The 13,364-nt window shown below is 38.1% G+C and carries 12 protein-coding genes; 8 read left to right on the plus strand and 4 right to left on the minus strand.

Going from position 1 to position 13,364, the window contains the following annotated elements:
* Positions 1 to 41 precede the first annotated feature (41 nt).
* From ACIQ7L_RS09065 to narI, 4 genes are read left to right on the plus strand one after another with little or no spacing between them, the layout of a single operon-like run.
* Positions 42 to 3,725: a nitrate reductase subunit alpha gene (locus ACIQ7L_RS09065; RefSeq protein ID WP_400568376.1), complete on the plus strand. Its 3,684-nt coding sequence runs from the start codon at positions 42 to 44 to the stop codon at positions 3,723 to 3,725.
* Positions 3,715 to 5,190, plus strand: coding sequence for a nitrate reductase subunit beta (gene narH, locus ACIQ7L_RS09070; RefSeq protein WP_400568378.1), 1,476 nt, complete (start codon positions 3,715 to 3,717; stop codon positions 5,188 to 5,190). Before ACIQ7L_RS09065 ends, narH begins: the two co-directional genes overlap by 11 nt.
* 18 nt (positions 5,191 to 5,208) lie before the next feature.
* The gene (gene narJ, locus ACIQ7L_RS09075) at positions 5,209 to 5,739 is read left to right on the plus strand and encodes a nitrate reductase molybdenum cofactor assembly chaperone (protein ID WP_400568380.1); all 531 of its coding nucleotides are present in this window, start codon (positions 5,209 to 5,211) and stop codon (positions 5,737 to 5,739) included.
* 17 nt (positions 5,740 to 5,756) lie between these two features.
* Complete coding sequence (gene narI, locus ACIQ7L_RS09080; protein WP_400568382.1) at positions 5,757 to 6,446, plus strand: respiratory nitrate reductase subunit gamma; 690 nt, start codon at positions 5,757 to 5,759, stop codon at positions 6,444 to 6,446.
* 44 nt (positions 6,447 to 6,490) lie between these two features.
* On the opposite strand, the gene ACIQ7L_RS09085 is transcribed toward narI, so the two are convergent.
* The 3 genes from ACIQ7L_RS09085 to ACIQ7L_RS09095 all read right to left on the minus strand — a co-directional run bounded on the left by ACIQ7L_RS09085 (position 6,491) and on the right by ACIQ7L_RS09095 (position 7,457).
* Positions 6,491 to 6,832, minus strand: coding sequence for a hypothetical protein (locus tag ACIQ7L_RS09085; protein ID WP_400568384.1), 342 nt, complete (start codon positions 6,830 to 6,832; stop codon positions 6,491 to 6,493).
* An 18-nt stretch (positions 6,833 to 6,850) separates the two neighbouring features.
* Positions 6,851 to 7,075 carry a spore germination protein gene (locus ACIQ7L_RS09090; protein WP_400568386.1) on the minus strand — a complete coding sequence of 75 codons (225 nt, stop codon included), beginning with the start codon at positions 7,073 to 7,075 and terminating at the stop codon, positions 6,851 to 6,853.
* 76 nt (positions 7,076 to 7,151) lie between these two features.
* Entirely contained in the window at positions 7,152 to 7,457 is a 306-nt protein-coding gene (locus ACIQ7L_RS09095; RefSeq protein ID WP_400568388.1) for a rhodanese-like domain-containing protein, read from the minus strand.
* Between the two features lie 211 nt (positions 7,458 to 7,668).
* Here ACIQ7L_RS09095 and ACIQ7L_RS09100 point away from each other — a divergent pair, with 211 nt between their 5' ends.
* Complete coding sequence (locus ACIQ7L_RS09100) at positions 7,669 to 7,851, plus strand: hypothetical protein (protein WP_400568616.1); 183 nt, start codon at positions 7,669 to 7,671, stop codon at positions 7,849 to 7,851.
* A gap of 31 nt (positions 7,852 to 7,882) precedes the next feature.
* Here the strand turns inward: ACIQ7L_RS09100 and ACIQ7L_RS09105 are convergent, their stop codons facing one another.
* Positions 7,883 to 9,007 (minus strand): homoserine O-acetyltransferase family protein, encoded by a 1,125-nt coding sequence (locus ACIQ7L_RS09105; RefSeq protein ID WP_400568390.1) that lies wholly within the window; start codon positions 9,005 to 9,007, stop codon positions 7,883 to 7,885.
* A gap of 156 nt (positions 9,008 to 9,163) precedes the next feature.
* On the opposite strand from ACIQ7L_RS09105, the gene ACIQ7L_RS09110 reads away from it, so the two are divergent.
* From ACIQ7L_RS09110 to ACIQ7L_RS09120, 3 genes are read left to right on the plus strand one after another with little or no spacing between them, the layout of a single operon-like run.
* Entirely contained in the window at positions 9,164 to 11,074 is a 1,911-nt protein-coding gene (locus tag ACIQ7L_RS09110; protein ID WP_400568392.1) for a spore germination protein, read from the plus strand.
* 16 nt (positions 11,075 to 11,090) lie between these two features.
* Positions 11,091 to 12,185 carry a spore germination protein gene (locus ACIQ7L_RS09115; RefSeq protein ID WP_400568394.1) on the plus strand — a complete coding sequence of 365 codons (1,095 nt, stop codon included), beginning with the start codon at positions 11,091 to 11,093 and terminating at the stop codon, positions 12,183 to 12,185.
* Complete coding sequence (locus tag ACIQ7L_RS09120) at positions 12,161 to 13,240, plus strand: Ger(x)C family spore germination protein (protein WP_400568395.1); 1,080 nt, start codon at positions 12,161 to 12,163, stop codon at positions 13,238 to 13,240. Before ACIQ7L_RS09115 ends, ACIQ7L_RS09120 begins: the two co-directional genes overlap by 25 nt.
* Positions 13,241 to 13,364 lie beyond the last annotated feature (124 nt).

Genomic DNA, 13,364 nt, shown 5'->3' on the forward strand with positions numbered 1-13,364 from the left:
GTGAGAGTAAGAAAAAGAGACGCAATAAAGGAGTGAACAGTATGAAAAAGAAACCTTCAGCACTAATGAAACGTTTAAAATATTTTTCTCCAATAGATCGCTATAACGATAACCATACACAAGAAACATATGAAGATCGTGAATGGGAAAACGTATATCGAAAAAGATGGCAACACGATAAAGTAATCCGTTCTACACACGGCGTTAACTGTACTGGCTCTTGCAGTTGGAATATTTATGTAAAAGATGGAATCGTCACTTGGGAAGGACAAGAATTAAACTATCCATCTACCGGCCCGGATATGCCTGACTTTGAACCACGAGGATGTCCGCGCGGAGCAAGTTTTTCTTGGTACATTTATAGTCCGCTTCGCGTGAAATATCCATACGTACGCGGCGTCCTGTGGAATATGTGGAAAGAAGAACTTCAAAATCATAAATCGCCATTAGACGCTTGGAAAAGCATCGTAGAAAACCCTGAAAAGGCACGCACATATAAAAGTGCGCGCGGTAAAGGCGGATTCATTCGTGCTAGCTGGGATGAAGTATTACAGCTTGTCGCTGCTTCCTTACTATATACAGTAATCAAATATGGCCCTGACCGAAATGTTGGTTTCTCTCCAATTCCGGCCATGTCAATGTTAAGTCATGCCGCTGGTAGCCGCTTTATGCAGCTTATGGGTGGACCTATGCTTAGCTTCTATGATTGGTATGCTGATTTACCACCAGCTTCCCCGCAAATTTGGGGTGATCAAACAGATGTGCCTGAAAGCAGTGATTGGTACAACTCTGGTTACATTATGACATGGGGTTCAAACGTACCAATGACGCGAACACCAGATGCTCACTTCTTAGCCGAGGTCCGCTATAAGGGAACGAAAGTTGTTTCAGTAAGTCCTGACTTTGCTGAATCTACAAAGTTTGCTGATGATTGGCTTAGCGTTAAGCAAGGTACCGACGGAGCACTTGCAATGGCAATGGGACACGTTATTTTACAAGAGTTTTACGTAGACAAACAAGTGGAATACTTCACAAATTATGCGAAGCAATATACCGATTTCCCGTTCTTTGTCACGTTAAAACAACAAGGAGATCAATTCGTTGCAGATCGTTTCTTAAACGCGAATGATATCGGACGTGAAACAAAACTTGGTGAATGGAAACCTGTTCTTTGGAATGATGACACAAACGATTTCGCTACCCCACATGGCACGATGGGCTCACGCTGGGATAACGAAAAGAAATGGAACTTACGCTTAGAAGATGAACAAACTGGTGAAAAAATTGACCCACGTCTTTCACTACTTGGTATGGAAGATGCAGTTGGAACTGTACAAATTCCATACTTCTCTGATGACGGAAACAAAGTATTAGAGCGTACAATTCCAGTGAAAAAAATTACAACGCAAGACGGCGACACTTTCGTTACAACTGTATACGACTTAACGTTAGCAAACTATGGCGTGAACCGAGGTCTTGGCGGGCAAGAACCAAAAGACTTCAATGATGATGTTCCATTTACACCAGCATGGCAAGAAAAAATAACAGGTGTAAAACGAGAATTGATTATTCAAATTGCTCGTGAATTCGCCCAAAATGCTGTTGATACAAATGGTCGTTCGATGATTATTGTCGGCGCTGGTATTAACCATTGGTTTAACTCAGATACGATTTACCGTGCTGTTCTAAACCTTGTTCTTCTCGTTGGTGCACAAGGTGTAAATGGCGGCGGCTGGGCGCATTATGTAGGTCAAGAAAAGTTACGTCCAGCAGAAGGTTGGCAAACCATCGCAATGGCAAAAGACTGGCAAGGTCCACCAAAACTGCAAAACGGTACATCTTTCTTCTATTTCGTTACAGATCAATGGCGCTATGAAGATACACCAGTCGGTCACCTAGCATCTCCAGTTGTTGGTAACTCAAGATATCAACATCACGGTGATTATAATGTGTTGGCTGCTCGCCTTGGTTGGTTACCTTCTTATCCAACGTTCGAAAAGAATGGCATTGAATTATATAAAGAAGCAGTCGCTGCTGGCGCAACAACGGGGGAAGAAATCGGAAAATATGTTGCACAAAAATTAAAAGAAAAAGAGCTTAAGTTCGCAATTGAAGACCCTGATAACAAAAATAACTTCCCGCGCAATTTATTTGTATGGCGCGCGAATTTAATCTCAAGTTCTGGTAAAGGACACGAATATTTCTTAAAACATTTACTCGGTACAACAAACGGATTATTGAACGATGATAGCGATTCATTACGACCAGAGGAAATAAAATGGCATGAAGAAGCACCTGAAGGAAAACTAGATTTACTTATCAACTTAGATTTCCGTATGGCCGGAACAGCTCTTTATTCTGATATCGTCCTTCCAGCTTCAACTTGGTACGAAAAACACGACTTAAGTAGTACAGATATGCATCCGTTTGTACATCCATTTAATCCAGCCATCGGTTCACCATGGGAAGCACGCTCTGACTGGGATATTTTCTGTTCCCTTTCTAAAGCAGTCTCTGATTTAGCAACAGAACTTGATCTTGAGCCAATGAAAGAAGTTGTGGCAACACCGCTTCTTCACGATACACCGCAAGAATTAGCACAGCCGCTCGGTCAGATTAAAGATTGGAGCAAAGGCGATTGTGAACCGATCCCTGGAAAAACAATGCCACAAATTCATGTTGTAGAGCGGGATTATAAAACGATTTACGACAAAATGACTGCACTTGGGCCAAATGCCGGAAAACAACCAATTGGTACGAAAGGAATTTCCTGGTCAGCAGAAAAAGAATATGAACAATTAAAGAGTCGATTAGGCGTTGTTCGTACTGATTCTATCGCAAAAGGATGCCCTGACATTACAGAGGCAATCAATGCTGCTGAAGCAGTGTTAACTCTTTCTTCTACAACAAACGGTCATATGGCTGTGAAAGCATGGGAAGCTCTTGAGAAACAAACAGATTTAAAATTGCGTGATTTAGCGGAAGAACGCGAAGAAGAATGCTTTACATTCGAGCAGATTACAGCGCAGCCAAAAACGGTAATTACTTCTCCTGCCTTTACGGGTTCTGAAAAAGGCGGACGCCGTTACTCACCATTTACAACAAATGTTGAGCGTCTCATCCCTTGGAGAACGATAACTGGACGACAATCGTTCTATTTAGATCACGATATGATGAAAGAATTTGGTGAAACAATGGCAACATTTAAGCCAATTCTGCAGCATAAACCGTTCCGTAAATCACGTCCTGAAGTAGAAGGAAAAGAAATTACGCTGAACTATTTAACACCGCATAATAAATGGTCGATTCATAGTATGTACTTCGACTCCTTACCAATGTTAACACTGTTCCGCGGTGGTCCAACTGTTTGGATGAACAAAGATGACGCTGCTGAAGCTGGCGTAGCTGATAACGATTGGATCGAATGTTTCAACCGTAACGGTGTTGTTGTAGCACGCGCTGTTGTAACGCACCGTATACCAAGAGGAATGGCCTTTATGCACCACGCACAGGATCGTCATATTAACGTGCCTGGTACAAATTTAACAAGTAACCGCGGCGGAACACATAATAGTCCGACTCGTATTCATGTCAAACCAACACATATGATTGGAGGATACGGTCAATTAAGCTACGGTTTTAACTACTACGGTCCAACTGGAAATCAACGTGACTTAAATGTCGTGATCCGCAAACTGAAGGAGGTAGATTGGCTTGAAGATTAAAGCGCAAGTCGGAATGGTAATGAACTTAGATAAATGCATTGGCTGCCACACTTGTAGCGTAACATGCAAAAACACCTGGACGAATCGTCCAGGTGCTGAATATATGTATTTCAACAACGTGGAAACAAAACCTGGTATTGGTTATCCAAAACAGTGGGAAGATCAAGAAAAATACAAAGGCGGCTGGGAATTAAAGAACGGTGAAATCCAGCTAAAATCCGGATCCAAAATGAAACGTCTCATGAACATTTTTCATAATCCTGATCAACCTACAATTGATGATTACTTTGAACCTTGGAATTATGATTATGAAACATTAACAAACAGCCCGCAGCGAAAGCATCAGCCTGTCGCTCGCCCAAAATCAGCAATTACAGGAGAGTTTATCGACAAAATCGAGTGGGGACCAAACTGGGAAGATGATTTAGCAGGCGGACATATAACAGGCTTACAAGATCCGAACGTTAAGAAAATGGAAGAAGATATTAAAACAGATTTTGAAAACGTCTTTATGATGTATCTACCTCGCATTTGCGAACATTGTATGAACCCATCTTGCGTCTCTTCTTGTCCATCTGGCGCTATGTATAAACGTGAAGAAGATGGGATTGTTCTTGTCGATCAAAACGCATGCCGCGCTTGGCGATTCTGTGTATCTTCTTGTCCTTATAAAAAAGTGTATTTCAACTGGCAAACAAATAAAGCAGAAAAATGCACAATGTGCTTTCCACGTATTGAAGCTGGCATGCCAACGATTTGTTCTGAAACATGCGTAGGGCGCATTCGCTATATCGGCGTTATGTTATATGACGCTGACAAAGTAAAAGAAGCTGCTTCCGTTCAAGATGAAAAAGATTTATATGAATCTCAGCTTACTGTCTTCTTAGATCCAAACGATCCAGAAGTAGCAGCAGAAGCAAAAAAACAAGGTATTCCGGAAGAGTGGATTAAAGCAGCTCAAGAGTCACCTATTTATAAAATGATTATCGATTGGAAAATCGCTCTGCCTCTTCACCCTGAGTACCGGACAATGCCAATGGTTTGGTATATCCCGCCGCTTAGTCCAATTATGAATATGGTAGAAGGAAAAGGGAGTAACTGGAAAACAGAAGAGATCTTCCCTGCTATCGATAATATGCGAATTCCGATTCAATATTTGGCTAACTTACTCACTGCGGGAGATGAATCTCACATTCGTCTTACATTGAAAAAAATGGCTGTTATGCGAACTCATATGAGAGCATTACAAATTAATAAAGAACCAGATGAAACTATATTAAAAAACTTAGGCTTAACGAAAGAAGATGTAGAAGATATGTATCGCCTTCTTGCGATTGCAAAATATAAAGACCGCTTTGTCATTCCTACGTCGCACCGTGAACAAGTCGCAGATTTATATAGTGAACAAGGAAGCTGCGGCCTTTCCTTCGCCGGTGGTCCAGGTTCTTGCACGACACTCTCTTAAACTAAGGAGGTAACAACTATGAAACAACGTTTACAAACTGCTTTTTCTTGTGCTTCCTTCCTTCTCTCCTATCCTGAAACAGGATGGAGAGAAGCTTTATCCGAACTGCAAGAAACAATCGATACCATTACGCATGAAGAAATTCACACGCTGCTTACAACTTTTATTAAACAAGCGCAAGAAAAAACAGACGATCAACTCATCGACTCTTACGTATACACATTCGACTTCGGAAAAAAGACAAATATGTACCTTACTTATATGAACACAGGTGAACAAAGAGAGCGCGGAATTGAATTACTAGAATTAAAACAACACTATCAAAAGGCGGGATTTGCAGTAACAGACAAGGAGCTTCCTGATTACTTACCACTTCTACTCGAATTTCTAGCAAATGCCAATGAAGAAGATAGTGAGCCAATTATGAGTAAATACACACAAAATATACAAGCTTTGCATGGACAGCTAAAAGAAGCAAATTGTATGTATGAACCAATTGTCGCTTCCATCCTACTTGCTATCGATGCATGGGGATTACAAACGGATTAGAAAGGAGTGTTGTAAACATGATGGATCAATTTTTATGGGTGTTGTTCCCCTATATCATTTTCGCAATCTTCATTGGTGGGCACATTTTCAGATACAACTATGATCAATTTGGATGGACATCAAAGTCTAGTGAACTGTTAGAAAAGAAAATGCTCCGAGCCGGGAGTTTGCTCTTTCATTTCGGGATTATGTTTGTCATAGGCGGACATGTTATGGGTATTTTAATCCCAGAATCTGTATATAGCTCACTCGGTATTTCGGAACATACCTATCATATAATGGCCATTGGCTTCGGGCTTCCAGCGGGGATTGCTTCTATCCTTGGATTACTCATTTTAATGTACCGCCGCTTTACAGTAAAACGTATTATTGCAACAAGTACGAAGGGAGATTATGTAGCTCTCATTCTACTATTCATTGTCATGTTAGCCGGACTTTCTTCTACCTTTTTAAATATTGATTCAAAAGGCTTTGATTATCGTACAACAATTGGCCCATGGTTCCGCAGCCTCTTCATTTTCCAGCCGAAAGTGGAATATATGGCGGACGTACCTCTTTGGTTTAAAATTCATATCATTGCAGCGATGGGACTTTTTGCAACGTGGCCATTTACACGACTTGTACATGTTTTTAGCGCCCCTGTAAAATACTTACACCGCAGCTATGTTATTTACCGAAAACGCATGCCAGTGCAAATAAAAAAATAATCCTTCAGGGGATTATTTTTTTATTTATACATACCAAAATACATTTACACACCAGGAACTGAATCCGTACTCATTGTATTCGGCACAGGCTGTTGAATATTAGACGTATTTCCACTTAAAGAAGCATTTATATTTGTTCCTGTTTGTGTTCCTATTTGTGTTCCTGCTTGTGTTGTTCCCCTCGTATACGTCGTTGTGACTGTATCCCCTGGCTGTAAGCAAAGATTCGTGGCTGTTCCAATTACCGTTACAACATCAATGCAAGTCGATCCAACTGCCCCACTATATGTTTTAGATGCAACAAATGAGGTGTCTCTCAAATTATCTCCCGTAAATAGATTTCCGTAATTATTTACAATTACAAATTCTTTAATATTGGCAGGCATACGTACTCAACCTTTCCTTTATCGACCTAATGCTACCTCACCCGTTTCTGCTGGCGGAATGAATTCTGGTGTTCTAGGTGTAACCGGTGGCTGACGTTGTCCATTTAAAAAATGAGCTATACTCGATCCACCAGATCCAGCAAATGTTTTTTGTACAGCTACAGGTGAAACATCGTAATAATCGCCAACATTCACCGCGCCTGTATTATTTATAATTTTTATCTTACGAATTCGCGCACTCAATTCACCTACCTCCTTTTGTACACTGTATGCACAAAAAAAAAACTTGAAACAGACACGTTTCAAGTTTTTAAACAAATTATTTGATTTCCCCTGCATACTGTAGCATACCGCCGACCATATTCACTGTTTTAAATCCTTGTTCATTTAAATAGTGGCATACATTTTCACTGCGCATTCCTGATCGACAAATAAAAATATATTCATTTTCCTTATCAAAGAAATCCACTTTATTTGGGATATCTCCCATTTTAATATGTACAGCTTCTGGAATTTTCCCTTGTGCCACTTCCTCATCTTCACGTACATCTACTAAAAATAACGTTTCTCCATTTTCTAAACGTTCTTGCACTTCTTCTGTTGTAATTGTTTTTACTTCTGTCATATGTCTTTCCTCCTTGTATACATTGAAACTCTAAGTAGTACATTTCTTCTTTACTCACCAATTTTAGCATGCAGACGAAGGAACGCAAAGAATTGAAAAGCTTTCCTTCGTCCCATTCTTTCTCAACCTTGCTGCAAATCTCTCTTCTTTACAAATCATGCTTTCACATTGTATCCTCAATATACTTGTTTGACGAAAGGAGTCGATTGAAATAACACTTTTACTTTTCTTGATAAGCCTTATTTTTGTTATTCTCGCAATCATTACGCTTAGCATGAAGAAAAATTACAAGAAGCTATCTTTTCAAGAAATATCATTCCTATTTCTATTGCTCGGTATAGCTTTCTTCGGAGTATGCATTTCCACATATATTTTCCGTTTAAAAGTTGTATAAAGAAAGGTGCTTGTTGCTGACTTCGCACCTTTTATACAAAACTAGATATCTTCCGATTCAAAAACTTATACACTTTCTTTTCAAATAAATGAACGTCTAGCACTCCAGCCATATGCCCATTTATACTTTCAATTTCATAAACTTCTGCATATTTCCCTTGCGTTTGCAGTATATCTACCATCTTATAGTTATAGCGCGGTGGTTGCAGTAAATCTTGTTTACATGGAATCATTAGTACATTAGCCTCTATTTGCGAAAGAGCCTCATCTAAAGAAGAAAAACCATGTGCAATATCATGTAATAACGTCGCTTTTGCCATATACATCCATGAATTTGCATCCACAAAAGCAATGTTTTGCATTGTCAATTCATTTATATTTTTCTCAAATGATGTCAGTGTAGAAAATTCTTTATAAGGTGCTATTTCTGCATGATTACGCGGAAATGTCCTTTCATAATAATGCGCATCAAAAGCACCCATAAACATCATTTTCCTAGCTAAATACAGCCCCTGCGTTGGTTGCTGATCACCATAGTTTCCATTATTCCAATTTGGATCCAGCTGAATCGAATCAATCGCATTTTGCAATACATTCACCGATGTTATAATCGGATTTTCCGGATTCGTAATCACTCCAATCATCCGCTCCACCATATGTGGATAATGAACAGCCCATTGCTGTGCAATCATCCCACCAGCTGACGGTCCCATTACGGCATGCAGCCTTTCAATTCCCATATCTTTCACTAACTCATATTGTACACGTGCCACATCTAAAAATGTAAATACAGGAAAATCCATTCCATATTCAAAACCTATTATTGGGTTTACTGATTTTGGTCCTGTTGTAATTACGTAAGGATTTTTCACTTGTACATTGCAAAGGTTATCGGTACATATGACAAAATATTGATTTGTATCAATTGCTTTCCCTGGTCCAATTAGCCCATCCCACCAACCTGGTACAGGATCTTCCTCTGTATATGTTCCCGCCGCATGACTTGTTGCACTAAAATAATGACAAACTAAAATTGCATTTGATTTCTCTCTATTTAATCTCCCATATGTTTCATATCCAATTTGGACAGGTATCTTCCTGCCGTTTTCAAAGGTGAATTCTTTCAATTGGAACCTTTCTTTTTTTACATCTTGCACAAGCTTCTCCTCCTCACTATAGTTTTAAAAAATTACCCACTAAAGAGGTTTTTTCCCTAGAAAATCATTCTCCTGCTTCTTTTCTGAAATAAGTGCATAATATACAAAATCGTCCACAAAATAACATTATCTTACATCACCAAAGAGGGAATACATATGATTTGGAAATGGTTACGAAAGAAAAAAAAATCAAAAGAACAAACTGCTAATGTAAAGGCAAAACAAAAAAACAAACTAGAAGATAAAACGAAAGATATGAAACAACCTAAGAATAAACACGAGCCAAAGAAAGATAAGCAACTATCTGTTCAGGATGAAAAACAAGCAGCACAAACCAATGGCAAACAACAACAGTCTGCTTACACTGCGAAACATGAAGCACAAACACAAGACAAACAACAACAATCTGCTTACACTGCGAAACATGAGGCGCAAACACAAGACAAGCAACAGCAATCTGCTTACGCTACGAAACATGAGGCGCAAACACAAGACAAGCAACAACAGTCTACTTACACTACGAAACAAGAGAGGCCGACACAAGACAAGCGACAACAATCTGAGAAAAATACTAGTGGTAACAGCATTTATGACTTTAGTAAACCAGAACAAGAACATGTTCATTCTCTGCAAGATTTACTAGAAAAGCTAAAAGCATCTAGTGATTTTGTGAGTTACCATACGTCAGATGATGAAACGATGCCCTATTGGATTTCCTATTATCGTCCGTCACTTGATGGAGAGAAATTACAGAAGTATTTAATGCCCGCACTATTAGAGCGAACCTGTTCCTCACTTGAAGAATTGAAGGAACATATTCCAATGAGCGGCGTTACCATCACAAATGACCTGCAAAAAATTGAGGATATGGTTCTAAAAGGACACGCCATTGTCCAGCTACATAATCAAGATCAAAAGTGTATATTAGCAAATATTGCTATAGATAATTACCGGGCTCCAACTGTTCCGCTAAACGAATCTACAGTCATTGGTCCTCAAGAGGGATTTGTAGAAGATATTGATACCAATATTAACCTAGTACGTAAACGCCTTCCGGTGTTAGCGTTACAAACAAAGGAAGTTATCATTGGAAAATTCTCTAAAACAAAAGTTGTCATGATGTATTTAGAGAATCTGGCTGAAAAAGAAAATGTTGATTATTTAGAAGAATCGCTTCGTACAATTGAATATGATCAAATTAACGACAGCTCTTATATTCAAGAATTGATGGGAGAAAAATCAATCTTCCCATTATTTATTAATACAGAACGTACAGACCGAGTAACAACCGCATTAATTGATGGGAAAATCGCTATTTTTGTGGATGGTTCACCAAACATCTTACTCACTCCTGTTTCATACTTTGATTTTTTCGTTTCACCAGAGGATTACAACGTATCTTGGCTTTACGCTACGTTTTCAAGATTTTTACGACTTATCGCTGTTCTGTTCTCTATCTGTGCAACACCACTATACGTTGCCGTTTTAAGTTATCATTACGAATTAATTCCAAGCGATCTACTAGAAACATTAATTTTATCAAGGGCACAAGTTCCTTTTCCTCCTTTAATAGAAGCTATCTTTCTAGAACTTGCTATTGATTTGCTTAGAGAGGCCGGGGCCAGACTGCCAATGAAGGTAGGACAAACACTTGGTATTGTAGGTGGTATCGTAATTGGACAAGCATCTGTTCAAGCAGGACTAACAAGTAATATTTTATTAATCATTGTCGCTTTATCCGCATTGGCTTCCTTTATCACGCCGATTTATAAGATGGGGAATGCAGTTCGCTTACTGCGCTTTCCATTCCTTTTATTTGCAGAATTAGGTGGTCTATTAGGAATTTCGTTAGGCTTTACCCTTTTATTTACTCATCTATTCAGACTTTCTTCTTTACGGAAACCATTTGCACTCTTTTATCCAGCAAGGCTACAAGCATTAAAAGATTCTTGGATTAGATTGCCGTTATCTATGATTGATACAAGAGATATTCAAGCACGGCCACAACATGTAAAAAAATCAGCAAAAGGAATCTCAACAAAACATACATCGGATTTTGATGACTAAGAAGAGGGGTGCGTCTATGAGTAAAATTAAAACAGAATATCAAATTTCCCCCATATTCGTCTTCTTCTTAATTCATAGTGCACAATTTGGTGCTGGGGTTCTTGGATTCGCCCGTATCATTGCCAAAGCTGCAGGATACGATGCCTGGATCGGTGTTCTTATTACAGGAATTTTCATCCAAATTCTCATATGGATGATGTATTTCTTATTAAAAGATAGCGAAGGTAACTTAATCGATTTGCACAGGAAAACCTTTGGCAAATGGCTTGGAAATGGAATTAGCGTGATCTTTATAGCTTATTTTTTCTTATTAAGTGTTACCGTTGTTCGAACATACGTTGAAATTATTCAAGTATGGATGTTTCCCACTGCTTCTACTTGGGTGTTAACATTCTTTCTATGTTTAGTAGGCTATTACATCATTTCATCAGGATTCCGTGTCATTACCGGTATTTGTGTCATCTCTATCACTGGAACATTAGGGTATATTTTCCTCAGCCTATTCATCCTAAAATACGCTCATTGGGACAATTTGCTACCTATTTTTTCTCATTCATTTAACGACATTTTAAAAGCAGCTAAATTATCCGTCTACAGTATGACTGGTTTTGAGATTTTTCTTATGATTTATCCATTTGTGAAAGAACCTAGAAAATCTCATAAATTCGCACAATACGGTGCATTATTTTCTACCTTTTTATATTTATTTAGTACAATTTTAGCCTTTGCGTTCTTTAGTGAAAAACAGTTATCAAAAACCATTTGGTCTCAGCTTTCTATGACCCAAGTCATTAAACTTCCATTTATAGAACGGTTAGAATATATTGCAATTTCTGGCTATGCTCTTGTTATTCTTACAAGTGCTATTCTTCCTTTATGGGCAGCTACTAGAGGAACTCACGAAGTCTTTCATGTAAAACAAAGAAAGATTTTGATTACTTTTATGTTCATTACAATTATCATTTCACACTTGTTAACAAATAGGCATGATATTAATGACTTTATTAGCTATATATCTAAAACTAGCTTTTGGCTTATGTATATATACATCCCAATCTTATTTCTTATTGTGTGGGTGAAAAGAAAATGGAAAAAATCAAAAGAAAACTAACGCTCCTTTCTTGTATTTGTCTACTCAGTCTGACTGGCTGCTTACCAAAAAATATTGTCGATGATGTTCAGCTTATTCAAGGAACTGTTTTTGATATAGAAAAAGATAATAAAATAAAAGTGACTTTTGTTTGTCCCGTTCAGAAAAAAGGAAATAAAGTAGAAGTCTTTGAAGGAACAGGGAATGCATCAAAACAAGTAAAAGCTAATACTTCTTTACAGTCTTCTCGCCCGTTTGCAAGCGGACAAATGCGCGTTGCTTTATTCACGACAAAACTTGCTAAAAAGGGATTATCTACTACCTTTGATACGCTGATTCGTGATGTGAATATTGGAAACTCATTGTATATAGGATTATTAGAAGGAAAGGGACTCGATCTGCTAAAAGGAAAGTATTCAACAGCTTCTAATGTGGCTATTTATATAAAAAAAATGTTAGAACATAATATGAAAACCGGCCCTTTACCTACAGACAACTTACATTTAGATGCATTTCGCTATTACCGTACAGGCCAAGATTCTTATTTGCCTATCCTTAAAAAAAGTAAAGATAAGATTAAAATTACTGGTATTGGCCTTTTAAAAAAAGATAAGTATGTTGGAAAAATTGATTACAAAGATATGTTTGTTTTTAAAGGGTTACTAGAAAAACATCGGCTAGACTCACAAGAGTTCAAAGTCGATTCTGGATATACAATTATTAACAATATCCATTCCGCTCCTACTTACCATTTAGATATAAAGAAGGGTAAGCCCTCTTTTTTGATTACAGTAAAACTAGATGCACGCATTCAAGAAATTTCAAAACAAATTAATTTAGAAAACAAAAAAAACACGAAGAAAACCGCGAAATCCGTTGAAAAGCAGTTGGATGCTACGGCTGCAAAACTCATTAAACAATTTAAGTCTTTAGATGTTGATCCTCTTGGACTTGGAGCGAAATTTAGACAAAACTATCGCCCATTCAAATTAAAAGAATGGAAAAAAATGTACAAAGATGTACCTATTACCGTTAAATATAAAGTAGATATTACAAATTCAGGGGTCATTGAATGAAGTGAAAGCAAACATATACATCATCCACAAAATGTAAGATAAAGATTGAACTCCTCTCTCAAGCGTGATACAACGGAGAGAGGAGTTTTTTATTACGTCACCTACCCACCACTTAAACGCTAAC

Source organism: Bacillus sp. NPDC094106 (assembly GCF_044764345.1).
Taxonomy (GTDB): domain Bacteria; phylum Bacillota; class Bacilli; order Bacillales; family Bacillaceae_G; genus Bacillus_A.

Bases quoted from the DNA above. Each gene is read 5' to 3' on its own strand.
- narJ (WP_400568380.1), top strand. From the start codon at position 5,209: ATGAAACAACGTTTACAAACTGCTTTTTCTTGTGCTTCCTTCCTTCTC.
- ACIQ7L_RS09120 (WP_400568395.1), top strand. From the start codon at position 12,161: ATGGAAAAAATCAAAAGAAAACTAACGCTCCTTTCTTGTATTTGTCTA.
- narI (WP_400568382.1), top strand. From the start codon at position 5,757: ATGATGGATCAATTTTTATGGGTGTTGTTCCCCTATATCATTTTCGCA.
- ACIQ7L_RS09115 (WP_400568394.1), top strand. From the start codon at position 11,091: ATGAGTAAAATTAAAACAGAATATCAAATTTCCCCCATATTCGTCTTC.
- ACIQ7L_RS09095 (WP_400568388.1), bottom strand. From the start codon at position 7,457: ATGACAGAAGTAAAAACAATTACAACAGAAGAAGTGCAAGAACGTTTA.
- ACIQ7L_RS09085 (WP_400568384.1), bottom strand. From the start codon at position 6,832: ATGCCTGCCAATATTAAAGAATTTGTAATTGTAAATAATTACGGAAAT.
- ACIQ7L_RS09065 (WP_400568376.1), top strand. From the start codon at position 42: ATGAAAAAGAAACCTTCAGCACTAATGAAACGTTTAAAATATTTTTCT.
- ACIQ7L_RS09110 (WP_400568392.1), top strand. From the start codon at position 9,164: ATGATTTGGAAATGGTTACGAAAGAAAAAAAAATCAAAAGAACAAACT.